Raw genomic sequence first — 23232 nt, 5'->3', positions numbered from 1 at the left:
GCCACACCACGAACAGACCGCCGCGATCGGCGGGCCATCGATGCGATGGCCCGCTGACCGGCTTACGCGGAGGGGTCCGGGGTGAAGGTGACGGGCAGCCGCTCGGGGCCGCGCAGCCCGCCGGGCCGCCACCGCAGCTCCTCGGGCGACACGCCCAGCGCCAGATCGGGAAGGCGGCGCAGGGCGGTTCCGATGGCGACCTGCCCCTCCATCCGGGCCAGCTGCGCCCCGAGGCAGTAGTGGATGCCGTGGCCGAACGCGAGGTGGGCGCTGTCCCCGCGGGTGATGTCCAGGCGATCGGGGTCGGGGAACTGGGCCGGATCGCGGTCGGCGATGGCCGAGGCGACCAGCACGGTCGCGCCGCGCGGGATGTCCACGCCCGCGATGGACACGTCCTCGCGCGCGAAGCGTGCGATGCCGGGGTTGAGCGTCCCGTCGTAGCGGAGGAGCTCCTCGATCGCGTCCGGCAACAGCGCCGGGTCCTCCCGCAGCATCCGGAGCTGATCGGGGTGGGCCAGCAGCGCGGCAATGCCGCCGCCGATCAGGTTGACCGTGGTGATGTATCCGGCCGCCAGCAGCAGGAACGCCATGGAGATGAGCTCGTCCTCGATCAGCCGATGCTCCTCGTCCCGGGCGGTGATCAGCGCGCTCAGCAGGTCCTCCCCCGGCCTGGCCCGCTTGGCCGCCAGCAGCCCGGTCAGATACGAGCGCATCCGACGCCATCCGCGGTCGAGCACGGCCGGGTCCGGCGGTTCCGGCCCGCGCAGGATCAGGTCGTCCACCCATCGCTGGAAGTCCTGCCGGTCGGACGTGGGCACACCGAGCAGCTCGCTGATCACGGTGACCGGAACCGGCAGCGCGAAGTCCCCGATCAGTTCGGCCCGGCCGGTCGGCACGACCGCGTCCAGCAGCCGATCGGCGATCTCCTGGACGTGGGGCCGCAGCTCGGCCACCCTGCGCGCGGTGAACGCCCGGGAGACCAGCCGGCGCAGCCGGGTGTGGTCGGGCGGGTCGGCGCGCAGCATGTTGCTCACCATGGACTCCCGCTCCGCCACCGGCAGCTGCCGTCTGAGCCCTGGGTCCGAGGCCTGGCAGACGTCGCTGCTCAGCCGCGGGTCGGACAGGGCCGCGAGGCACTCCTCGTAGGGCATGACCAGCCAGGCGTCCAGGCCCCCGGCGATGGTCGCGCGCCGCACCGGGCCGTCCTCGCGCAGTCGCCGGTAGAAGGCGAAGGGGTTCGCCACGAAGGCCGGGTCGGCATAGGGCAGAACAACCGGCTGCTGGCTCATTGCGACCTCCCGAAGCACACCATATGCAGGCGAAGCGCACTTATCGCCCTCTAAGAATATATCCAGGATCAAACACCCTCACGCGAGCCCTCTATCCGCCTCGGCTCTGGGATCGAGGCGGAACTTTGTCCTTCTCCGGGAAAAAGTTAAGAAGATTCTGGCGCAACTTCTTCCTAGGCCGTTCTGATGCTGCTACGTTCCTGGCGAAAGGGAGCGCGGCAGGCCCACGGTGGCCGGAGCCGACGGACATGGCCGGCAGAGGCGGTGAGGGGCACGTGAGACATATGACGGCTCGACCGGCCAACGCCCATCAGTCCCAGCTGCTCCGACTGCTGCGCGACGGCGGCCCCAGCTCCCGCGCCCAACTGAGCGAACAGGTGCGCCTCTCGCGGTCCAAGCTGGCGGTCGAGGTGGACCGGCTGCTGGAGGCGGGTCTGGTCGTGGCCGACGGGCTGGCCGCCTCCCGGGGCGGCCGCCGCTCCCACAGCCTCCGGCTCTCCCCCGAACTCCGCTTTCTCGGCGTGGACATCGGCGCCACCTCGGTCGACGTCGCCGTCACCAACGGCGAACTGGAAGTCCTGGGCCACATCACCCAGCCCATGGACGTGCGCGAGGGCCCGGTCGCCGTCTTCGAGAAAGCCCTGTCCATGGCGGCCGAGTTGCGGGCCTCCGGGCTCGCCGAGGGCTTCCACGGCGCCGGGATCGGCATCCCCGGACCGGTCCGCTTCCCCGAGGGCGTCCCCGTCGCCCCGCCGATCATGCCGGGCTGGGACGGCTTCCCGGTCAGGGAAGTGCTCAGCCAGGAACTCGGCTGCCCGGTCATGGTCGACAACGATGTGAACCTGATGGCGATCGGGGAGCAGCACGCGGGCGTCGCCCGTTCCGCGGGCGACTTCCTCTGCGTCAAGATCGGCACCGGTATCGGCTGCGGCATCGTCGTCGACGGCAGGGTCCACCGGGGCACGACCGGCAGCGCGGGCGACATCGGCCATATCCAGGCCGTGCCCGACGGCCGCCCGTGCGCCTGTGGCAACCACGGCTGTCTGGAGGCCCACTTCAGCGGTGCGGCCCTCGCCCGCGACGCCACCGAGGCCGCCCGGCAGGGCCGCTCGGCCGACCTCGCGGCCCGGCTGGCCGCGAGCGGCGCCCTCAGCGCCGCCGATGTCGCCGCCGCGGCCACGGCGGGCGACACCATCGCGCTCGACCTGATCCGTGAGGGCGGCACCCACACCGGCCAGGTCCTCGCCACGCTGGTGTCCTTTTTCAACCCCGGCCTGGTGGTGGTCGGCGGCGGGGTCGCGGGCCTCGGCCACACCCTGCTCGCCGCGATCCGCGCCCAGGTCTACCGCCAGTCACTGCCGCTGGCCACCGGCAACCTCCCCATCGTCCTCGGGGAACTGGGGCCCGCCGCAGGCGTCATCGGCGGGGCCCGGCTCATCAGCGACCACTTGTTACTGCCCGCGTAACCCCACGACCCGTCCCACCGCACACCCGTACGGCGCACCAGCACAGCGCCCTGCTCCGCCCTGCCCTGCGTGAAAACGGCCCGCACGCCCGCCGAGGGGAACCCACATGGCACCAACGCCACTGCTCAGCATGTCCGGCATCACCAAGTCGTTCCCCGGAGTCCGGGCCCTGGACGGCGTGGACCTCGAGGTCCAGGCCGGCGAGGTGCACTGTCTGCTCGGCCAGAACGGCGCCGGGAAGTCCACGCTCATCAAGACCCTGGCCGGCGCCCACCAGCCGGACGGGGGCACCATCCGCTGGCAGGGCGAAACCGTCACCCTGCGTTCGCCGATCGCCGCCATGCGCCTGGGCATCGCCACCATCTACCAGGAACTCGACCTGGTGGAGCACCTGTCGGTGGCGGAGAACGTCCATCTCGGCCATGAACCCACCGCCGCCGGCTTCATCGTCCGCGCGAGGACCGCCAGGGCGTCGACCGCCCAGCTGCTGAGGCGCCTCGGACACCCGGAGATCGATCCGGCCCGGCCGGTGGCCGAACTGTCGGCGGCCCAGCGGCAGATCGTGTCGATGGCGCGGGCCCTCTCGCACGACGTACGGCTCATCGTCATGGACGAGCCGTCCGCCGCCCTCGACCCGGACGAGGTGAACAACCTCTTCCGCATCGTCGACGGCCTGACCGCCGACGGCGTCGCCGTCGTCTACATCTCGCACCGTCTGGAGGAGATCCGGCGGATCGGCGACCGTGTGACCGTTCTGAAGGACGGGCGCTCGGTGGCCGGCGGGCTGCCTGCGAAGTCCACGCCGACCCACGAGGTCGTGGCGCTGATGACGGGCCGGAAGGTGGAGCAGGTGTTCCCGGACCGCCCGGAGTCCGGGCCCGACGGCGCACCGGTCCTGGAGGTCCGCGGGCTGGCCCGGGCCGGCGAGTTCGCGCCGCTCGACCTCTCGGTGCGCCCCGGAGAGATCGTCGGCCTGGCCGGCCTCGTCGGCTCCGGCCGCTCCGAGATCCTGGAGACCATCTACGGCGCCCGCAGACCCAGCGCCGGTCAGGTGCTCGTGGACGGCCGCAGGCTGCGGCCCGGCAGTGTCCGCGCCGCCGTACGGGCCGGGCTCGGCCTCGCCCCCGAGGAGCGCAAGGCGCAGGCCCTGCTGATGCTGGAGTCCGTCACCAGCAATGTGTCCGTCTCCACCCTCTCCCGCTTCTCGCGCGGCGGCTGGGTCGACCGGGGCGCCGAGCGCGAGGCCGCCCACGCGGCCACCCGGGAGCTGTCGCTGCGGCCCGACAACCCCTCCGTACCGGTCCGCACGCTCTCCGGCGGCAACCAGCAGAAGGCCGTCCTGGCCCGCTGGCTGCTGCGCGGCTGCCGCGTGCTGTTGCTCGACGAACCCACCCGGGGCGTCGACGTCGGTGCCCGCGCCGAGCTGTACGCGGTGATCCGCCGCCTCGCCGAGGAGGGCCTGGCGGTGCTCCTGGTCTCCAGCGAGGTGCCCGAGGTGCTGGGACTCGCCGACCGTGTCCTGGTGCTGCGCGAGGGCCGCGTCGTGCACACCGCGCCCGCCCGCGAACTCGACGAACACCGCGTCCTCGACCTCGTCATGGAAGGAAGCCCGGGGGCCGGAGAAGGCAGCCCCGAGGCCACTGAAGGGAGCCTCGCGTCATGACGCAGTCCATATCCCCGCCCCGGGACGACACCGGCAAGGCGGCCCCCGGCGCCACGCCCCCCGCCTGGCGCGCCCTCGTGCCCCGTGCCGATGTCCGTATCCTCTCGCTGCTCGGTGTCCTGGCCGCCCTCGTCGTCATCGGCGGCATCACCAAGCCCGACCAGTTCCTCGACACCCGCAACCTCCAGCTGGTGCTCACCCAGGCGTCCGTCATCGGCGTCGTCACCGTCGGCATGACCTTCGTCATCACCTCCGGGGGCATCGACCTGTCGGTCGGCGCGATCGTGGCGCTCGCCTCGGTGTGGGCGACCACGGTCGCCACCCAGGAGTACGGGTTCGCCGGCGTCCTCTTCACCGCGGTGATCGTCGGCGTGGGGTGCGGCCTGATCAACGGCCTGCTCGTCGCGTACGGCGGGATGGTGCCGTTCATCGCGACCCTGGCCATGCTGGCCTCCGCGCGCGGCCTCGCCCTCCAGATCACCGACGGGCAGACCCAGATCGTCACCATCGACTCCATCCTGGAGCTCGGCAACCGCGACTCCTATGTGCTCGGCATCCCGCCGCTCGTGCTGGTCTTCGCCGTCGTCACGGTCATCGGCTGGCTGGTGCTCAACCGGACCACCTTCGGCCGGCGCACGGTCGCGGTGGGCGGCAACGCGGAGGCGGCCAGGCTCGCGGGCATCGACGTCCGGCGCCAGCGGCTCTACCTCTATCTGCTGTCGGGCCTGTGCTGCGGTATCGCCGCCTTCCTGCTGATCGTGCTGTCCGGCTCCGGCCAGAACACCAACGGCAACCTGTACGAACTCGACGCCATCGCCGCCGCGATCATCGGCGGCACCCTGCTCACCGGCGGCCGGTCCACCATCACCGGCTCGGTCCTCGGCGTCCTGATCTTCACCACCATCACCAACATCTTCGCCCTCAACAACCTCCAGAGCGACGTCCAGCAGATCGCCAAGGGCGCGATCATCGTCGCCGCCGTGCTGGTCCAGCGCCGCACCACGAGCACCACCTGAGGAAAGGGTTCACCGACATGCCAGAGCAGAGGTCTTTCACGAGCCGCAGAGGGTTGCTCTTCGGGACGGCCGCCGTCTCCGCCGGGGCCCTTCTCACCGCCTGCACCAGCAACGAGAGCAACGAGGCCGCGGCCGCCGAGAACAACCGGCCCGCCGCCGACGACAAGCCCGGCAAGCACGTCACCATCGGCTTCGCCGGACCCCAGGCCGACCACGGCTGGCTCAACGCCATCAACCAGAACGCCAAGAGCCGGGCCAAGAACTTCTCCGACGTCACCCTGGAGACCACCGAGGGCTCCAACGACACCGCGCAGCAGATCGGCCAGATCGAGACCCTCATCAACAAGAAGGTCGACGTCCTGGTCATCCTGCCCGCCGACGGCAAGGCACTCACCCAGGTCGGCCTGCGCGCGATGCGGGCCGGTATCCCGGTGGTCAACCTGGACCGGATCTTCAACTCCTCGCAGGCGTACCGCTGCTGGATCGGCGGCGACAACTACGGCATGGGCCTCAACGCGGGCACGTACATCGGCGAGAAGCTCAAGGGCAAGAAGAACGCCAAGGTCGTGGAGTTGGCCGGGCTCGACAACCTGGAGCTGACCCGGCAGCGCACCAAGGGCTTCGACGACGCGCTGAAGAACTACCCCAACATCGAGAAGGTCGCCCGGCAGGCCGCCGACTTCACCGTCGAGTCCGGACAGGCCAAGATGGCCCAGCTCCTCCAGGCCCAGTCGAAGATCGACGCGGTGTGGAACCACGACGACGACCAGGGCGTGGGCGCGCTGCGCGCCATCGAACAGGCCGGCCGCGACGAGTTCCTGATGGTGGGCGGCGCGGGCGCGCTCTCCGCGCTCCAGGCCATCAAGCAGGACAAGGGGGTGCTCAAGGCCACCGTCCTGTACCCGCCGTCCATGGCCGCGTCCGCCATCGACCTGGCCCGTGCGCTCGGCCAGAGCAAGGGCATCGGCGGGCTCTCCCAGTACGAGATCCCGGCCTCGCTCACCGTCTACTCGGCCGTCGTCGACAAGGACAACGTCGACCAGTACATGTCCACCGGCTTCAAGTGACGGTTCCCGCCCCGCCGGTTTCCGCCCCGGCCCCCACGGCGCCCGCCACGGCGTCGCCCGACGAGGAGGAGAAGGACCCCCGCATGGCACAGCCGCAGCAGGATGACGCAACGACACCCGGGAAACCGCCACTGCGCGTCGGCATGGTCGGCTACTCCTTCATGGGCGCCGCCCACTCCCAGGGCTGGAACACCGTGGGCCGCGTCTTCGACCTGCCCCGCCGCCCGGTCCTCGCCGCCCTCTGCGGCCGGGACGAGGCCGCCGTACGGGCCGCCGCCGACCGACACGGCTGGGCCTCGGTCGAGACCGACTGGCGGGCCCTGGTCGCCCGGGACGACATCGACCTCGTCGACATCTGCACCCCCGGGAACAGCCACGCCGAGATCGCCCTCGCCGCCCTCGCCGCCGGCAAGCACGTGCTGTGCGAGAAGCCGCTCGCCAACACGGTCGGCGAGGCCGAGGCCATGGCGGAGGCGGCCGAGGCGGCGCACGGGCGCGGCCAGGTGGCCATGGTCGGCTTCAACTACCGCCGGGTGCCCGCCATCGCCCTGGCCCGGCGGATGGTCGCCGAGGGGCGGCTGGGCGCCCTTCGGCACCTCCGGGTGACCTACCTCCAGGACTGGCTGGTCGACCCCGGGTTTCCGCTCACCTGGCGGCTGCGCAAGGACATGGCGGGGTCCGGGGCACTCGGCGACCTGGGCGCCCACATCGTCGATGTCGCGCAGTACCTCGCGGGCGCACCGCTCGTCGGGGTCTCCGGGCTCACCGAGACGTTCGTACGCGAGCGGCCGCTGCCCGGCGCCGCGGCGGACGGCCCGGCGGCGGGCCCCGGCGGCCTCGGCACCGTCACCGTGGACGACGCCGCCCTGTTCACCGGCCGCTTCGCCGCCGGCACCGTCGCCTCCTTCGAGGCGTCCCGCTTCGCCACCGGCCGCAAGAACGCCCTGCGCTTCGAGCTCAACGGCGAACACGGCTCGCTGGCCTTCGACCTGGAGCGGCTCAACGAACTCGCCTACCACGACCACACCGAACCGGCCGCCCACGCCGGTTTCCGCCGCATCCTCGTCACCGAACCCGACCACCCCTACCTCGACGCCTGGTGGCCCCCCGGCCACGGCCTCGGTTACGAGCACACCTTCGTCCACCAGGCCCGCGATCTGATCCACGCCGTCGCCGAGGGCCGCCGCCCCGAGCCGTCCTTCGCCGACGGGCTCCAGGTCCAGCGCGTCCTCGCGGCGGTCGAGGAGAGCGCCGGGAAGAACTCCGTCTACACCCCCGTCAGCTGAGAGGCCCCGAGCATGCCGCATCGCTTCACCCTCTTCACCGGCCAGTGGGCCGACCTGCCCCTCGAAGAGGTCTGCCGCCGCGCCGCCGACTTCGGCTACGACGGCCTCGAACTCGCCTGCTGGGGCGACCACTTCGAGGTCGACAAGGCGCTCGCCGACCCCTCGTACCTCGAGTCGCGCCACCGGCTCCTCGACAAGTACGGCCTCACGTGCTGGGCGATCTCCAACCACCTGGTCGGCCAGGCCGTCTGCGACGCCATCATCGACGAGCGCCACCAGGCCATCCTGCCGTCCCGCGTCTGGGGCGACGGCGAACCCGAGGGCGTGCGGCAGCGCGCCGCCGCCGAGATCAAGGACACGGCACGCGCGGCGGCGGCCTTCGGCGTCGACACCGTCGTGGGCTTCACCGGCTCCGCCATCTGGCATCTGGTGGCCATGTTCCCGCCCGTCCCGGAAGCCATGATCGAGCGCGGCTACGAGGACTTCGCCGCCCGCTGGAACCCGATCCTCGACGTCTTCGACTCCGAGGGGGTGCGCTTCGCCCACGAGGTCCACCCGAGCGAGATCGCCTACGACTACTGGACCACCCACCGCGCCCTGGAGGCCATCGACCACCGCCCCGCCTTCGGCCTCAACTTCGACCCGTCGCACTTCGTGTGGCAGGACATCGACCCGGTCGGCTTCCTGTGGGACTTCCGCGACCGGATCTACCACGTCGACTGCAAGGAGGCCCGCAAGCGGCTCGACGGCCGGAGCGGCCGCCTCGGCTCGCACCTGCCGTGGGGCGACCCGCGCCGCGGCTGGGACTTCGTCTCCGCAGGTCACGGCCATGTCCCCTGGGAGGACGTGTTCCGGATGCTGCGCTCCATCAATTACGCCGGTCCGGTCTCGGTCGAGTGGGAGGACGCCGGGATGGACCGGCTCCAGGGCGCCCCCGAGGCGCTGGCCCGCCTGAAGGCGTACGACTACGAGCCGCCGGCGGCCTCCTTCGACGCGGCCTTCGGAAACTGACGTCCGGCTGAACTGCTGGGTCACCGAAAGGTTCCCCAGTCACTGAAAAGTGCGTTCTTCCATGTCAGCGACCACTCTCTTATGGTTCCCGAGTAACCACAAGAGAGCGATACAAGGAGAACGCGCACCATGGCCATCACGCTGGTGAACCCCGCCGGACTGCCGGAGATCGACGTGTACCGGCAGGTGTCGATCGCGACCGGGTCGAAGCTCGTCCACATCGCCGGCCAGGTGGCCTGGGACGCCGATGGGGTCACCGTCGGCGAGGGCGACCTCGCCGCCCAGGTCGAACAGTGCTACCTCAACATCGGTACGGCCCTGGCCGGGGTCGGCGGGTCCTTCGACGACGTGGCGAAGCTGAACGTCCACGTCGTCGACTGGACCCCCGACAAGATGCCCCTGCTCCTGGAGGGGATCGCCCGCGCGGCCGCGAAGCTGGGGGTCACCCCGGCCCCGCCGGCCACCCTGCTGGGCGTCGCGGCGCTGGACGTACCCGAGCATCTGGTCGAGATCGAGGCCACCGCGGTCCTCGACTGAACCGGCGCTCCCGCGCGTCAGCCGTCGAAGCGGCGGCGGGATTCATCGATATGACCGATGTACTGGTGGGTCCAGGCGCACATGCCGTCGATCGTCCCCCGCAGGGCCTGGCCCGCCTCGGTCAGGGTGTACTCGACCCGCGGCGGCACGGTGGGGTGCACGGTCCGCTCCACCAGGCCGTTGCGCTCCAGCATGCGCAGGTTCTGGGTGAGCATCTTGTGGCTGATGCCCTCGACGGCGTTGCGCAGCTCGCTGAAGCGCAGGGTGCGTTCACCGAGGAACTCGATGATCAGCAGCGCCCACTTGTTGGCGACGTCCGAGAAGATCTCCCGCGCCAAGGAGTCCGCTCGCGCCAGGTCCGCATCCTCGGGCGAGCCGCTGTACCGCTTGCCCCCCATGGGGTTCCCCCCTTTCATCGAGAAGTACGTTCTCCCATGTCAGCGGCCACTCTCCTACAGTTGCCGAGTAACCACAAGAGAGTGAAGGCGAAGTCCCCGGATCGGCCCCTCCCGGCCCCGGCCGGCACACGGCATACTTGGGCCGCCCGCCCGCGCCCAGGCGGTCAGGCGCGCTCGATACGCACTGGGATACGCACTGACCAGGGGTTTCCGTGACAGCATCCGCATCCGTACCCGTATCCGTGCCCGCGCTGCCCGACGGCGTGGACCCGGCCTGGCTGCCGCCCGAGGCGTTCCGTGCGCTCGGTTCCCGGCGCACGCTGATCTCGGGCACGGGCCCGCTGGTGGACACGGTGCACGGAGAAGTGGCGGACGCCTGCGCACGGTTCGGCGGTGAGGTCGTCACGGCCGCGCGGGCGCAGGGCGCGCCGTGCGACCTCGAACTCGAACTCGAGGAGGACGGCGACCCGGACGGGCTCGGGGACGAGGGGTTCGCGCTGGTCCGGGCGGACGGCGTCACACGGGTGACGGCCGCCCGTCAGGCCGGGCTGCTGTACGGGCTGTTCCACCTGGTGCGGCTCGGCGAGGCGGCCTTCCGGGGCGAGCTGGCGCGCGAGACGCACCGTCCGGCGCTGGCCCTGCGGATGCTGAACCACTGGGACAACGTGGCGGTGCACCCGGTGATGGGCCAGGTGGAGCGGGGGTACTCGGGCGGCTCCCTGTTCTGGCGGGACGGCCTGGCCCGGGGCTCGCGCGACGAGTTGGAGCGGGTGCGCTGTTACGGCAGGCTCCTCGCCGCGTCCGGCATCAACGCGATCACCGTGAACAACGTGAATGTGCACGAAGCGGAAGCGCATCTGCTGACCGATCGCGTCGGCGAGGTGGCCGCGATCGCGGACGCGCTGCGCCCGTACGGGATCCGGACGCATCTGTGCGTCTCCTTCGCCTCGCCCGTCGTGCTCGGCGGCCTCCCCACCGCCGATCCGCTGGACGAAGCGGTGGCCGGCTGGTGGGCGGAGACGACCCGCCAGGTGTACGCGGCGATCCCCGACTTCGGCGGGTATGTGGTCAAGGCCGACTCCGAGGGACAGCCCGGCCCGTTCACCTACGGCCGCAGCCACGCGGACGGCGCCAACATGCTGGCCGCGGCGCTCGCCCCGTACGGCGCCACGGTGCACTGGCGGGCGTTTGTCTACAACCACCAGCAGGACTGGCGGGACCGGTCGGTGGACCGGGCATGCGCCGCCTACGACCACTTCGCCCCGCAGGACGGCGAGTTCGCGCCGAACGCGGTGCTCCAGGTGAAGCACGGGCCGATGGACTTCCAGACACGCGAGCCCGTCTCCCCCGTGATCGGCGCGATGCCCAACACCCGGCTGGCGGTGGAGATACAGGCCACCCAGGAGTACACGGGACAGCAGCGGCACGCGTGCTGGCTCGGGCCGATGTGGAGCGACGCGCTTCGGTTCCGGCCCGAGGGGGACGAGGGGCCCGGCGTCGGGGACCTGGCGCGCGGCGGCGGCCTGGTGGCGGTCTCCAACGCCGGTGACGACCCGTTCTGGACCGGGCATCCGCTGGCGCAGGCGAATCTCTACGCGGTCGGCCGCCTGGCCTGGCAGCCCGACGCGGACCCGCGCGCCGTCCTGCGGGAGTGGATCGAGCTGTCCTTCACCCCCGACCGGACCGCCGATCCGGCGCGGCTGCGCGATGGGCTGTGGGCGGTGCTGGACGGCTCCTGGCGCACGTACGAGAAGTACACGGCGCCGCTCGGCGTCGGCTTCATGGTGCAGCCCGGGCACCACTACGGGCCGAGCGTGGACGGCTACGAGTACAGCCCGTGGGGGACGTACCACTTCGCCGACCGGGACGGCGTCGGCGTCGACCGCAGCCGGGCGACCGGCACCGGGTTCGCGGGGCAGTACGCCAAGCCGTGGGCGGAGTTGTACGAGTCGCCCTCGACCTGCCCGGACGAACTGCTGCTGTTCTTCCACCACGTGCCGTACGGGCATGTGCTGCACAGCGGCGAGACGGTGATCCAGCACATCTACGACACGCACTTCGAGGGCGTGCAGGAGGCGGAGGAGGCCGGCCGGGTGTGGGCCGGGCTCGCGGACCTGATGAACCCGGCGCGCCACGCCCGGGCGGCGGAGCGGTACGAGGAGCAGCTCCGCAGCGCCCGCGAGTGGCGCGACCACATCAACACCTACTTCTTCCGGAAGTCCGGCATCCCGGACGCCCGGGGCCGCCGCATCTACTAGACCTGTACGGGGGCGCCGGGCGGGCCGGGGACGGCTGAGGGCTCCGGCGCCCGGCGGGACCACCGGCCCGCGATGACCGCGCACACCATCAACTGGAGCTGGTGGAAGAGCATCAGCGGCAGGATCACCGGCCCGGCCGCGTCGCCGAACAGCACCGCGGCCATGGGGAGCCCGGTGGCCAGCGACTTGTTGGAGCCGCAGAAGACGATGGTGACGCGGTCCTCCCGACGGAAGCCGAGCCGCCGTGCGGTGTACGAGGTCGCGGCGAGGGCCAGCGCCAGCACCACCGCGGCCACGCCCACCAGCGCGCCCAGCCGCGCCGGGGTGACCTGGTTCCACACGCCTTCCGTCATCCCCCGGCTGAACGCCGTGTAGACGACGAGCAGGATGGAGCCCCGGTCCAGAAGGGCGAGCACCCGCTTGTGGCGGCCGATGAAGGGCGCGGTCCAGCGGCGCAGCACCTGTCCGGCGAGGAAGGGGAGCAGCAGCTGGGTGGCGATGGCCAGCAGGCCGTGGGCGGAGAAGCGGACGTCGGAGCCGATCAGCCAGGCCGCGAGCAGCGGGGTGGCGATCATGCCGAGCAGACTGGAGTACGTCCCGGCGCAGATGGCGGCCGGGACATTGCCCCGGGCGGTGGAGGTGAGGGCGACCGAGGACTGGACGGTGGAGGGCACGACACAGAGGAAGAGCAGACCGGTGTAGAGCCGGTCGCTGAGAAGGGCGGGGGCAAGAGCCCCCGCGGCCAGCCCCAGCAGTGGAAAGAGCACGAAGGTGCTCGCGCCCACCACCAGGTGGAGCCGCCACTGCCGCAGTCCGTTCAGCGCCTCGCGGGAGGAGAGCCGCGAGCCGTAGAGGAAGAACAGCAGCCCGATGGCGAGGTCCGCGGCATCGCCGACGGCCGTGGCCGCCGCGCCGCTCGCGGGCAGCAGCGCCGCCAGCGCGACCGTCCCGAGGAGGGCGGCGACATAGGGGTCCACCGCCCTCCCGAGCCGGCCCGGCCACGACTGCGGCCAAGCCTTGCGCTTCATGTCAATCCCCGCTTTCGCCCTGCCACGGCGGGTGGCCGATCTCCGGCACCGGGTCCGGACCGGTGATGTCGCCGGTCCGGACCTCGACGGCACCTCCGCCCCCGTCGTGGTCGCTGCCCGCAGTGCCGTGGCTCATCAGCAGCGTGTTGAGGGTGCGGTCGACCTCCAGCCAGGAGTCGGCGGAGGAGTTGTCGATGACCACCAGGCCGTTGTGCGGCCCGGAGACCGGGGCCGGCGCTTCCGGCTCGTCGTCGCCCTGGGATGCGCGCACGGGCGGGGTCGTCGTCGTCGTCGCGCGGACCGTATGACCCCCGGACAGGACGACCGCGGTGGTCGCGAGGACGAGCCCGGCCGCGGACGGACGGGTCGGGCGGATGTGCTGTGCGGACTTCCGGCGCCGGCCGGTGCCAGGCCGGAAAATCGTGGAGGGCATAGAGGCGGCTCCCGCGTCAGACCGTGACCGGACGGCGATTTCCGTGGTGCCTGCTGATGTTTTTCTCCAGCAATTCCGTGGAGCCCTTGACCCCGACAGCGCCGGTTTCCACGGTGTCGGGCAGCCGCCCGTCCGCCCTTTTCAGTTCCCTCAGCGCACCGTCGATCGCGCCATGGGCGGCGAAGAGACAGGGGGTGCTGTAAATCGCGACGTCCACACCCATTTCGGTGAGCTCGGGCAGGGAGAGCCGGGGCGATTTCCCGCCCGCGATCTGGTTGAACAGCAGGGGTTTGTCGCCGATGACCGCGCGCACCTTGCGGATCCACTCCACGCTCCGCACCCCGTCGACCAGCACCACATCCACGTCGGTCTCCGCCAGCGCGGCCGCCCGCCGCAGGATCTCGGACTCCTCGGTGGCGTCGGTGCGTGCCACCACCACCAGGTCCTTCCTGCTGTTCAGCACCATGTGGAGCTTCTGGAGGTACTCCTCGAGCGGCAGGATCAGCTTGCCGTCCGCGTGGCCGCAGCGGCGCGGCCGCTTCTGGTCCTCGAGGATCACCCCGGAGGCCCCGGTGCGCTCCAGCCGCTGCACCACATGGCAGGCGACCTCGGGGTCCACATAGCCGTCGTCGATGTCCACGAGCAGATGGTGTTCGGGGAAGGCCAGCCGCAGCCGCTCCACGAAGGCCACCATGTCGGGCCAGGCGATGAAGCCGATATCGGGAAGTCCGTAATGCGAGGCGGCGAAGCCGAAACCGGAGACGAAGAAGCCGTTGTAGTGCCGGGCGGCGATCGACGCCGAGTACATGTCGTAGATACCGATGAGGGGTGTGGTGCGAGGCGAGTGGATTTCCTCGCGCAGGGCATTTCCGCAGAGCATGATATCCCCTTGAGTTCGGAACCTCTCGCTGCTGCGCAAGGATTGCGCAACAGCATGCCCAGGTTTACAGGAGGCCAAGAAACAGTAAAGCAACACGCCGGGCATTGCCCGAAGATGCCCGGATCGGCTCGCGCCCCGGTCGAACCGCCCTTGAGCCCAGAAGGCCCGGATCGAGGCAGGCAACGACGCGTCTGACATGCCGAGTCCGCTGGTCGGGCCCGTGGTACACAGGCTCCGAATCCTTAATAGGACTTTCCCTCAAAGGTGCCGTTCGAGCGCATCGATACGTTCGGGAGCGAGTCCTGGACTTGGTAAAGGCAGGGTCGGCCCGAGGACTTTTGGAACGGGAAACGCGGGCCGCAGGCGCGCCCGGGCTCAACGGGCCGACGGGTTGCCCTGGTGGGTGAAGGCGGCCCAGAGCTGGATCCGGTCGAGATCGGTGCGGGCGGCTTCGCCGCGGAGGTCGCCATGGAGGGTGGGCGGGGGCTCGCGGTCCGGGTTGAGCATCCACATCTGGGCGGCCCGCAGCGCGTCCGCCGGGGCGAGGCCGTGCGTGGTGACGAAGTCATGGAAGACGGCCATCATCACAGCCGTCGACGCATCGCGGACGGCCCAGCGCGAGCCGATGACGTCGGCCGCGCCGCGGGCGATCAGGGCGGTGGACAGGGTCAGGGCCTCGTCGTGGTTGCGGGTGCTCAGGTCCGTCTCGCAGGCGCTGAGCACCACCAACGGGCCCGCGGCGTCCGGCTGTCCGGTGGCGGTGCCGTCCAGGATGCGGGCCACGGTCAGGCGTCCGGCGTCATGGGGGCCGTCCGGCGGGGTGGCGAGCCAGAGCGCCGAGCGCGTGGGATGCGGTCCGACCAGGGCATGGCAGGAGATGTGCAGCACGGCGGCCGGGGACCCGCCGCCGGGCAGGACGGCGAGGATGTCCTCCGGGGTGCCCGGCGCGTCGCTGACGCCGGGCGTGGGGAACTCGCCGTAGCGAAGGCCGTCCGGGTAGCAGGCCGCGCGCAGCGCCTCGGTCTCGATCCCGGCCCACAGGAGGGAGAGTTCGGGGTCGGCGACCAGGACCTGCCCGGCGTCGGTGGGCAGCCGGTCCCGGGCCGCGGCCCGCAGGAACTCGGCACCGGAGGGGGCGTAGCTGAGCACCGCTTCCTCGCAGGCGTACCGGTACCGGCGCCCGTCGCGCCCGTACGGGGTGCGGGCCGCGTGCCAGGCGACCGCGCCGAGCGCCCCGCAGGGCACCAGCACGATCCGCGGCGGCCGGCTGAGCGGCCCTACGGCCGCCAGGACGGGGCCCATCGCGGCGGGCCAGGCCCAGTCGCACAACTCGTGCAGCGCCGCTTGCCAATGCCGGTCCGACACCGCCTGCCCGCTCGCGTCGGCCGTGGCGTCGGCGGCGGCCCGGGAGCGTTGGGCGGTGGCATCGAGATAGCGTTCCAGGGGCGGGCTGCCGGGGGTCAGCAGCGGCAGCTTCAGGACGGCGGGCGGCACGTCACCGGCGTCAGGGCGGAGGATCAGCGCGAAGCCGAGCTGGCCAGGGTGGAGCCCGAGGATGAGATAGACGAGCGCATCGGTGCCGGCGGCGGTGAGGCCGGCCTTCAGCCCTGCCAGGTCCGGGGGGCCGAGCAGGCTCCGGACGCCCGCGTCGCTGCCCGCGCCCAGCGCGTCAAGTGCCCTGCGGCGCAGGGTGCCGGGGATCTGCCGCTCCGTGGGCCCGCCCAGGAGCGGGGCGTCGGTACCGGGCGGGAGCTTGTGCGCTGCGACTTCGGCGCGCCACTGGCGGGCCAGGTCGGGGTGGCCGCGGGCTTCGAGGAGTTCGGGAATGCCGCGAGACGCCGCGGCGGCGCGCAGCACCAGGGCCCGGCCCATCTCCAGCGCGTCCACCGCATCGGCGGGGCGAAAGCATACGGTGTTCCAGAAGGCCAGCCACAGTGCCTGCGCCGACCCGGTGCGGGCCACGGCCAGGCCGTGTTCGGAGCCGAGTTGGAGGAGGACGTCCGCGGCCAGCCTGGCCAGCGCCTCCCCTCGGGTCGCCAGGCTGGCGTTCACGTCGTCGTTCGCGGTCGGACCGTGACGGTCGCGGCGCAGCCAGTAGGCCTCGGACAGTTGGGCCAGCGCGTCGGCGGTGTGCGGCAGGCCGTGCCCTTGGGCCATCAGCTCGCGGACCCGGGCCAGCTCGGTGATGCACTGGTCGAGCAGGCCCGGGTCATCGAGGTGGCGGGCAGTGTGCAGCAGGGCCCGGCCGAGGTGGGATCGCAGCCGGACTTCCTGGTGGGGGGTGGGCTGCGGTCCCTCGAGGATCCGATGGACCTCCGCGACGGCCTGGGCGGCGGCGCCCCGGCCGGGATCGATCATGACCAGTTGGATCATCGCCGAGGCCCGTACGGCCGGGAAGTACGGTGCGAGCAAGGCGGCGATCTGCCGCTGGTCGGTCTCCGCCACGTCCCGGAGGTACCGGGCCGCGGCGCGGAGTTCGACCGGGTTCGGGTTGCGGGCGGACTGTTCCTGATGGGCATCGGCCAGGATGACGGCGATGGCGAAGCGGTTCTCCTGGTCGGGCGGCAGGGTGGCGTACAGGTCGGTCAGCTCCTCGATGAGGCGCGGCAGCACGGTGGGGTCGTCGCTGCGGCGGGCCAGGGCCAGCTCTTGGTAGGACGCGAAGATCACCGCGTTGACCATGCTCGTGGAGGGCGGTCCGCCGTCGTTACGGTAGGCGGCGCGCAAATCCCTGGCCATCGTCAAGGCGGCGTCGGCGGCCTGGAAGCTGCCCCCGAGCGTCGCCGCCGCATCGAGGCGCCCGGCCAGGGCGCTGGCCATGGCCTGCCGGGCGGACGTGGCCTTCTCGCCTTCCCGGGACAGCCCGTCGATCATCTCCCGGAGCCGCGCGGCACCCCGCTCCAGGTGTGCAAGATCGCCGGTCTGCTGCACCCGTACCGCATCGATCAGACTGGTCAGCCACTGTTCCAAAGTGACCTGGCCCGAACCACCGAGACGGCCGACGAGCCCGGGGTCGGGCTCCGACACGGCCTCATCCACCTCGTCGAAGTCCATCGTGCCGGGCACCAGGAAGTTGGCCTGGACCAGCAGAGCGGCGTGCAGCTTGGCCATGCGGCCCCGTTCGGGGGCGTCCGCCGGCAACTCCCGCATGGCGCGCCGGGCGACGTCCGCGCAGCGGCGGGTGTCCTCGGCCAGCGCCTGGGGGTCGTCCTCTCCCGACCTGAGCCCGATCAGCAGCTCGCTCAGCGGTGCGAAGACCGGTTGGTCCAGGCCCAGAGCCGCCACTTCCTCATCGGCCTTCTCGGCGGAGACCCTGAGCTCGTACACCGCGTGGCACAGCCACACCAGGAGACCCGTGAACCGTGGGAGGTCCTCGGAGGCCCAGGCGAGTACGCCCTGGACGGCGTCGGCCAACGCGTCTTCGCCGAGGGAGTCCGTGCCCGCCGGCTCCGTCGTGTTCTCCTCGAGCGAGCCGGAGAGGGCGGACATTGTCAGCCTGATCTCCGACACGACAAACCCGAGCAGTCGGTGCAGCTGCGGATCTTCCGGGACCTGGGCGAGGCGCCTGACAACCCCCGCGGCCTCCGCTACGTCGTCCGGCACGGATCCGGTCAGCGGCTGCGGGCCCGTGCCGCGAAGCGGCGGCTCCTGGCGTGGGCCTTGACGCAAGGCTCGCATGGCTCGCGCGTAGTGTTCCGGGACGAGCAGCCAGAGCAGCGCTCTGCGGGCGTGCACCGCGAGCGGGTCGGTGAGCGGCCTGGTGCGGTCGGCCCAGCGCAGGTGGTGCAGGGCGAACTGCCGCGCGCGCCCGGCCGCGTCGTGCCGTTGGTCCGGTCCGCCGCTGTCGAGCCAGACGCACATCAGGATGCCGAGCGAAGGGACGACGCCGTCCCGGAGCGGATCGTCCGCGGGCAACAGCTTTTCGACGGCGGCGAGATGCTGCATGGTCTGCCACAGCGCGGCGGTCCGCCCCGGGTCGTTCGCCGGCCGGCGCAGCACCTCGTTGGCCTGGCGGGTGGCGATGTCGGCCCAGGCGCGCAGCACCGGCCCGCGGTCCCCGCTGTCGTTGTGGTGCCGCTTGTCGTCCACCCCGCGCTCTCCCCCGTATCCGACGGCCGCCGGGGCCCGGCCGACCACGGCCCGGGCCCGGCCGCTGCCAGGTCACTTACCCTGGCGAGCGGCCGCGGCAACGTACCGTCCGGCTCACAGGAAACGGCTGAGGAACGCCCGGGTGCGCGGATTGGCCGGGTTGTCCAGGACCTCCTCGGGGCTGCCGCTCTCGACGATCCGGCCGCCGTCCATGAAGACCACGCGGTCGGCGACCTCCCGGGCGAAGCCGATCTCGTGGGTGACCACCAGCATGGTGAGGCCACCGCGCGCCAGGTCCCGCATGGTGGCGAGGACCTCGCCGACCAGCTCCGGGTCGAGGGCGCTGGTCGGCTCGTCGAAGAGCATCAGCTTCGGCCGCATGGCCAGGGCGCGGGCGATGGCCACCCGCTGCTGCTGCCCGCCGGACAGCTGGCGCGGGTAGGCGTCCGCCTTCTCGGCGAGCCCCACCTGCGTCAGCAGCCGCAGCGCCGTCTCCCGCGCCTCGGCCTTGGGCATGCCCAGGACACCCACCGGGGCCTCCATGACATTGCCGAGGACGGTCTGGTGCGGGAAGAGGTTGAAGTGCTGGAACACCATCCCGATGTCACGCCGCTGCCGGGTCGCCTCGCGGGGCCGCAGATGGTGGACGCGGGAGCCGGCCCGGCGGAACCCGATCAGCTCGCCCTCGACGTGGACGGAGCCGGAGTCGATCGGCTCCAGGTTGTTGACGCACCTCAGGAAGGTCGACTTGCCCGAACCGGACGGGCCGAGCAGCACCACGACCTCGCCCGGGTGGACCTCCAGGTCGATGCCCTTGAGCACCTCCACATGTCCGAACCGCTTGTGCACCTGGTGCGCCCGTACCATCGGCCAGGTGGTCTCCGGGTCCGTCGCCTTGGTCGTCATCGTCGTCATGAGGAGGTCTCCGTTACGGGGGCCGTCTGTGCCGTCCGTGCCATGCGGCGGCGGAAGAGCGCGAAGTCCCAGAAGCTCTGCGGGGCGTTGCGGCTGCTGCCGCGGGCGTAGTAGCGCTCGATGAACGACTGCCCGACGTAGAGCACGGACGTCATGACCAGGTACCAGAGGCAGGCCACGATGAGCAGCGGGATCGTCTCGAAGGTGCGGTTGTAGATCGACTGCGCGGTGTAGAGCAGATCGGCGAGGGCGATCACGCTGACCAGCGAGGTCGCCTTGAGCATGTTGATGACCTGGCTGCCGGTGGGCGGCACGATGAAGCGCATCGCCTGCGGCAGCACGATCCGGCGCAGGATGCGGGCCCGGCCCATGCCGAGCGCGGAGGCGGCCTCGGTCTGGCCGTGGTCGACGCCGAGCAGACCGCCGCGCACGATTTCGGCCATGTACGCCGCCTCGTTGAGGCCGAGGCCGAGGATGGCCGCGAGCCAGGGGCTGATCAGGGTGTTGGTCTCCGTGCTGATGAACTCGGGGCCGAACGGGATGCCGAAGGAGATCCGGGGCAGCAGGGCGGAGAGGTTGTACCAGAAGATCAGCTGCACCAGGACCGGGATGCCGCGGAAGAACCAGACGTAGGCGCCGCAGACCGTGCTGAGCACCCGGTTCTCCGACATGCGGCCCACCGCGACGAAGACGCCGCCGACGATGCCGATCGCCATGGCCACCACCGTGAGTTCGATGGTGGTGACGATGCCCTGGCCGAAGACCTGCGCGCCGAAGTACTCGCCGACCGTGCCCCACTCGAAGTTGGGGTTGGTGATCAGGAAGTGCCCGAGCTGGGCGGCGAGGACCGCCAGGACCGCCACGGACAGCCAGCGGAGCGGATGCCGTACGGGTACGGCGTCGGCCACGTCCACGGGCTGGTCGGGGGCGTGCGGGTGGATCGCCCGCTCCTTGACGGCGACATCCGCCGGGGTGTGGTCCCGGGATTCCGGGGAGGGTGTGGTGGCCATGGCGGCTCACCTCCTTTCGTGAGTCTTCCGGAGCCGGGCCTAGGACTTGGCGAGGTTGACGCCGGCCTTCTTCAGCTCGTTGTCCTTGAGCCCCCACTTCGCCATGACCTGGTCGTAGGTGCCGTTGTCGATCAGCTTCTGGATGGCCTTGAGCAGGACGTCGCGCAGCGGTCCGTCCTTGGGGACGACGGCGCCCTGGTAGAGGTCGTCGAACCCGTTGGACTGCCCGGTGCCCGCCAGTTCCAGCTCTCCCTTGGACTGCTGCACGAAGTACGTCAGCGGGGCCTGCGAGGAGAAGAAGGCGTCGGCGCGGCCGGACTTCACGGCGAGGATGGAGGACGGCTGGTCCTTGTACGACTGGACCTGGACGGCGGCCTTGCCCTTCTTGGTGCACGCCTCGGACTGCTTCTTGATGACGCCCTCGGCGGAGCCGCCGGCCATGACCGCGACCTTCCGGCCGCAGGCGGTGTCGAGGGAGGTGATGCCCTTCGGGTTGCCCTTGGGCACGGCGAAGACGACGAACTCCTGGACCCAGTCCACGAAGTCGTTGGCGCCCTGCCGCTCCTTGAAGTCGCCGATCGGGCCGATGGCGAAGTCGTAGCGGCCGGCCTTGATGCCGGTCAGCTCGCTGGGCAGCCCGTCCGCCGTCACATGCTCGATGGTGACGCCGAGGACCTTGCCGAGCGCGGCCGAGAGGTCCGCGGACGCCCCGGTGAGGCTGTGGCCGTCGGAGCCGGCGATCTCGTACGGCGGGAAGGACCCGTTGTTGACCGACACCAGCTTTCCGGACTTGCGCGCCTTCTCCGGCAGCTGGTCGTGCAGTTCCTTGTCCTCGGTGAGCTGGGACCCCGCCGCGGCAGCCGTCTTCTTGCTCACGGCGCCGTCGGCCTGGGGCGGGTTGGAGCCGCAGGCGGCGAGCAGGGCGGTACAGGACAGAGCAGCCGCGGCGGCGAGGGCGAGTCGTCTGGGGGACATATCAGGCTCCGAGGGGAAGGGTGCCGAGGGGACGGACGGTCGGGTCGACGGCGAACCGCCGGTTGGCGAGGACGGGCAGGGTGGAGCGGGCGGCGGCGGTGACGCCCGGGTCGGCCTCGGCCCAGGCCAGGCCCTGGCCGGTGGCGAGCCGGGCGCGCACGGTGCCGAGCGGGTCGACGATCAGGCTGTTGCCGATGTTGCGGGGGCCGGACTCGCCGCTGGCGGCGACCCAGCAGGTGTTCTCCAGGGCCCGCGCGGCGATCATCACCTCCCAGTGGCGTTCCTTGGCCGGGCCGCGCACCCAGGCGGCCGGGAGCGCCAGCACCTCGGCGCCCGCGTCGGTCAGCAGCCGGGCCAGCTCAGGGAAGCGGACGTCGTAGCAGGTCATCAGGCCCACCTTGGTGCCGGCCACCTCGACGACGACGGGGGGTTCGTCGGCGGGGCGGACGTTGGCGGACTCCTGGTCGCCGAAGGCGTCATAGAGGTGGATCTTGCGGTAGCGGGCGATCAGCTCGCCCGCGCGGAGCACCACCAGGGTGTTGAAGACCCGGCCGTCGTCGGAGGGCTCGTGGATGCCCACCACGACGGTGGTGGAGCTGTGCGCGGTGGCGGCGGCGAGTTCGGTGACGAACGGGCCGTCCAGCGGCTGGGCCACCTCGCGGATGCGGTGGCGGTCCTCGGTGAAGCGGGCCAGGACGCCCTCGGGGAGGACGAGCAGGTCCGCGCCGCCCCGGTCCGCCTCGGCGGCGAGGTCGAGGCACGCGCCCAGGTTCTCCTTCCAGTCGGGGCTCGCGGCGAACTGTCCTACGGCGATGTGCATGGGGCGGTGCTCCAAGATGTCTCGATCGGTGAAGTGGGCAGGTCCGACGGGGACGGCGGCGTCACGCGGCGGGGACGACGGCGGCCGACGGGAGCGGGAAGACGACGGCGGGGTCGATGGGCTCGGGCGCTATGCCCTGGGCGTGCAGCTCCTCGCAGAAGGCCCGGGTCATGGCGGCGTTGGGCTCGGTGCCGTACGGCATCCAGTCCTCGCCGAAGACCTCGGCCGACTCGGTGAGGGCGTGCAGCAGCCAGGGCGTGGTGTCGGCGAGCAGCCGCCGCCGCTCCAGCCAGTGCCGCTTGGACGCCTCGAGGCCCGCGAGAAGGGCGGCGGGCAGCTCCGGGTGGGCCTCGACGACCTCCCTCTTCAGCGTCACCAGGTGGATGCCGGGCACGAATCCGGTCGCCGCCCAGTAGGCGCGCTCCGCGGCCGGGTGGTCGTCGAGCAGATGCCGGAAGCGGCTGTCCGGGGTGAAGAACTCGGTCGGCATGAACGGGGTGAGGACCGCGTCCAGCCGTCCCGCGGCCAGCTCCCCCACCAGCGACTCGCCCTCGGCCATGGCCGAGACGTGCCGCGGCAGCGGACGGTCCCCCAGCCGGTCCTTGCCGACCTCCCCGGCGGCCAGCGGCCCCACCCGCCACTGGATGCCGGACAGATCCACGCCCGCGGCCCGGATCAGCGCCCGGGTCCAGGTGTTGCCGGAGTCGGGCCAGCCGGTGAGGCCGATCCGGGCGCCGGCGAGCTGCTCGAACGAGCGCAGCGGGCTGTCGGCGCGCACCAGCACGCAGCGGTGGCGGAAGCCGCGCATCACGAACGCGGGCAGGCCGACCAGCCGGTCGTCGCCCGCCGCGCGGGCCCGTACATAGCGGCTGAAGGAGGTCTCCCCGCCGTCGAGACCGGGCTCGGCGAGCACGTCGGGAGTGACGTCCCGGGCGTCGATCTCGACCTGGAAGCCCGGCACCTGCACCCGCCCGGACATCAGCGGCACCAGGTGGTCCCAGTCGCGGAGTCCCAGACGGATCGTGGGCGAAGACACAGCACGCACTCCTAGCGGTTGGTACATGACACACAAAGCTCGTTCATGGCGCACA

Annotated in this window: 19 protein-coding genes; 8 read left to right on the top strand and 11 right to left on the bottom strand. The window is 71.6% G+C overall.

Translation table 11 applies throughout. The features are described from left to right. Window positions 1-62: 62 nt before the first annotated feature. Window positions 63-1289 carry a cytochrome P450 family protein gene (locus tag ACZ4WQ_RS08670; RefSeq protein WP_311722184.1) on the bottom strand — a complete coding sequence of 409 codons (1227 nt, stop codon included), beginning with the start codon at window positions 1287-1289 and terminating at the stop codon, window positions 63-65. A gap of 284 nt (window positions 1290-1573) precedes the next feature. Here ACZ4WQ_RS08670 and ACZ4WQ_RS08665 point away from each other — a divergent pair, with 284 nt between their 5' ends. The 7 genes from ACZ4WQ_RS08665 (at window position 1574) to ACZ4WQ_RS08635 (ending at window position 9335) form a co-directional block, all read left to right on the top strand. Then, on the top strand, window positions 1574-2755 hold the full coding sequence (locus ACZ4WQ_RS08665) for an ROK family transcriptional regulator (protein WP_358846713.1): 1182 nt from the start codon (window positions 1574-1576) through the stop codon (window positions 2753-2755). A gap of 106 nt (window positions 2756-2861) precedes the next feature. Further along, complete coding sequence (locus ACZ4WQ_RS08660) at window positions 2862-4418, top strand: sugar ABC transporter ATP-binding protein (RefSeq protein ID WP_398374293.1); 1557 nt, start codon at window positions 2862-2864, stop codon at window positions 4416-4418. Beyond that, window positions 4415-5434 (top strand): ABC transporter permease, encoded by a 1020-nt coding sequence (locus ACZ4WQ_RS08655; protein WP_398374291.1) that lies wholly within the window; start codon window positions 4415-4417, stop codon window positions 5432-5434. The genes ACZ4WQ_RS08660 and ACZ4WQ_RS08655 overlap by 4 nt, the downstream gene beginning before the upstream one ends. Before the next feature lie 17 nt (window positions 5435-5451). Then, the gene (locus ACZ4WQ_RS08650; protein WP_311722180.1) at window positions 5452-6501 is read left to right on the top strand and encodes a substrate-binding domain-containing protein; all 1050 of its coding nucleotides are present in this window, start codon (window positions 5452-5454) and stop codon (window positions 6499-6501) included. A gap of 83 nt (window positions 6502-6584) precedes the next feature. Then, window positions 6585-7787 (top strand): Gfo/Idh/MocA family protein, encoded by a 1203-nt coding sequence (locus ACZ4WQ_RS08645; RefSeq protein WP_361182174.1) that lies wholly within the window; start codon window positions 6585-6587, stop codon window positions 7785-7787. Between the two features lie 12 nt (window positions 7788-7799). Further along, on the top strand, window positions 7800-8798 hold the full coding sequence (locus ACZ4WQ_RS08640) for a sugar phosphate isomerase/epimerase family protein (RefSeq protein WP_311722178.1): 999 nt from the start codon (window positions 7800-7802) through the stop codon (window positions 8796-8798). Between the two features lie 129 nt (window positions 8799-8927). After that, entirely contained in the window at window positions 8928-9335 is a 408-nt protein-coding gene (locus ACZ4WQ_RS08635; RefSeq protein ID WP_311722177.1) for a RidA family protein, read from the top strand. 17 nt (window positions 9336-9352) lie between these two features. Here the strand turns inward: ACZ4WQ_RS08635 and ACZ4WQ_RS08630 are convergent, their stop codons facing one another. Beyond that, entirely contained in the window at window positions 9353-9733 is a 381-nt protein-coding gene (locus ACZ4WQ_RS08630; protein ID WP_311722176.1) for a winged helix-turn-helix transcriptional regulator, read from the bottom strand. A 212-nt stretch (window positions 9734-9945) separates the two neighbouring features. Here ACZ4WQ_RS08630 and ACZ4WQ_RS08625 point away from each other — a divergent pair, with 212 nt between their 5' ends. Next, window positions 9946-11991: an alpha-glucuronidase gene (locus ACZ4WQ_RS08625; protein WP_398374287.1), complete on the top strand. Its 2046-nt coding sequence runs from the start codon at window positions 9946-9948 to the stop codon at window positions 11989-11991. Here the strand turns inward: ACZ4WQ_RS08625 and ACZ4WQ_RS08620 are convergent. From ACZ4WQ_RS08620 to ACZ4WQ_RS08580, 9 genes are all read right to left on the bottom strand, one after another. Then, window positions 11988-13019: a bile acid:sodium symporter family protein gene (locus tag ACZ4WQ_RS08620; protein WP_398374286.1), complete on the bottom strand. Its 1032-nt coding sequence runs from the start codon at window positions 13017-13019 to the stop codon at window positions 11988-11990. The two genes, ACZ4WQ_RS08625 and ACZ4WQ_RS08620, sit on opposite strands and share 4 nt — an antisense overlap. 1 nt (window position 13020) lies before the next feature. Continuing rightward, a complete protein-coding gene (locus tag ACZ4WQ_RS08615) occupies window positions 13021-13452 on the bottom strand; it encodes a hypothetical protein (protein WP_398374284.1) in 432 nt (143 codons plus the stop codon). 16 nt (window positions 13453-13468) lie between these two features. Further along, window positions 13469-14332 carry an isocitrate lyase/PEP mutase family protein gene (locus tag ACZ4WQ_RS08610; RefSeq protein WP_311722172.1) on the bottom strand — a complete coding sequence of 288 codons (864 nt, stop codon included), beginning with the start codon at window positions 14330-14332 and terminating at the stop codon, window positions 13469-13471. A 375-nt stretch (window positions 14333-14707) separates the two neighbouring features. Next, window positions 14708-18421: a CHAT domain-containing protein gene (locus ACZ4WQ_RS08605; protein WP_468022122.1), complete on the bottom strand. Its 3714-nt coding sequence runs from the start codon at window positions 18419-18421 to the stop codon at window positions 14708-14710. Between the two features lie 114 nt (window positions 18422-18535). Next, a complete protein-coding gene (locus tag ACZ4WQ_RS08600; RefSeq protein WP_311722353.1) occupies window positions 18536-19288 on the bottom strand; it encodes an amino acid ABC transporter ATP-binding protein in 753 nt (250 codons plus the stop codon). Window positions 19289-19332: 44 nt separating this feature from the next. After that, on the bottom strand, window positions 19333-20346 hold the full coding sequence (locus ACZ4WQ_RS08595; RefSeq protein ID WP_385337792.1) for an amino acid ABC transporter permease: 1014 nt from the start codon (window positions 20344-20346) through the stop codon (window positions 19333-19335). Between the two features lie 39 nt (window positions 20347-20385). After that, a complete protein-coding gene (locus ACZ4WQ_RS08590) occupies window positions 20386-21321 on the bottom strand; it encodes an ABC transporter substrate-binding protein (protein ID WP_311722169.1) in 936 nt (311 codons plus the stop codon). Between the two features lies 1 nt (window position 21322). Beyond that, on the bottom strand, window positions 21323-22141 hold the full coding sequence (locus ACZ4WQ_RS08585; RefSeq protein ID WP_398374278.1) for a nitrilase-related carbon-nitrogen hydrolase: 819 nt from the start codon (window positions 22139-22141) through the stop codon (window positions 21323-21325). Window positions 22142-22202: 61 nt separating this feature from the next. After that, on the bottom strand, window positions 22203-23177 hold the full coding sequence (locus ACZ4WQ_RS08580; protein WP_361182185.1) for a substrate-binding domain-containing protein: 975 nt from the start codon (window positions 23175-23177) through the stop codon (window positions 22203-22205). Window positions 23178-23232: the final 55 nt, after the last annotated feature.

It is taken from the genome of Streptomyces sp. NPDC028305, from assembly GCF_055569495.1.
The sequence above is the reverse complement of the archived record's forward strand: the minus strand, read 5'-3'. Positions and strand labels throughout refer to the sequence as shown.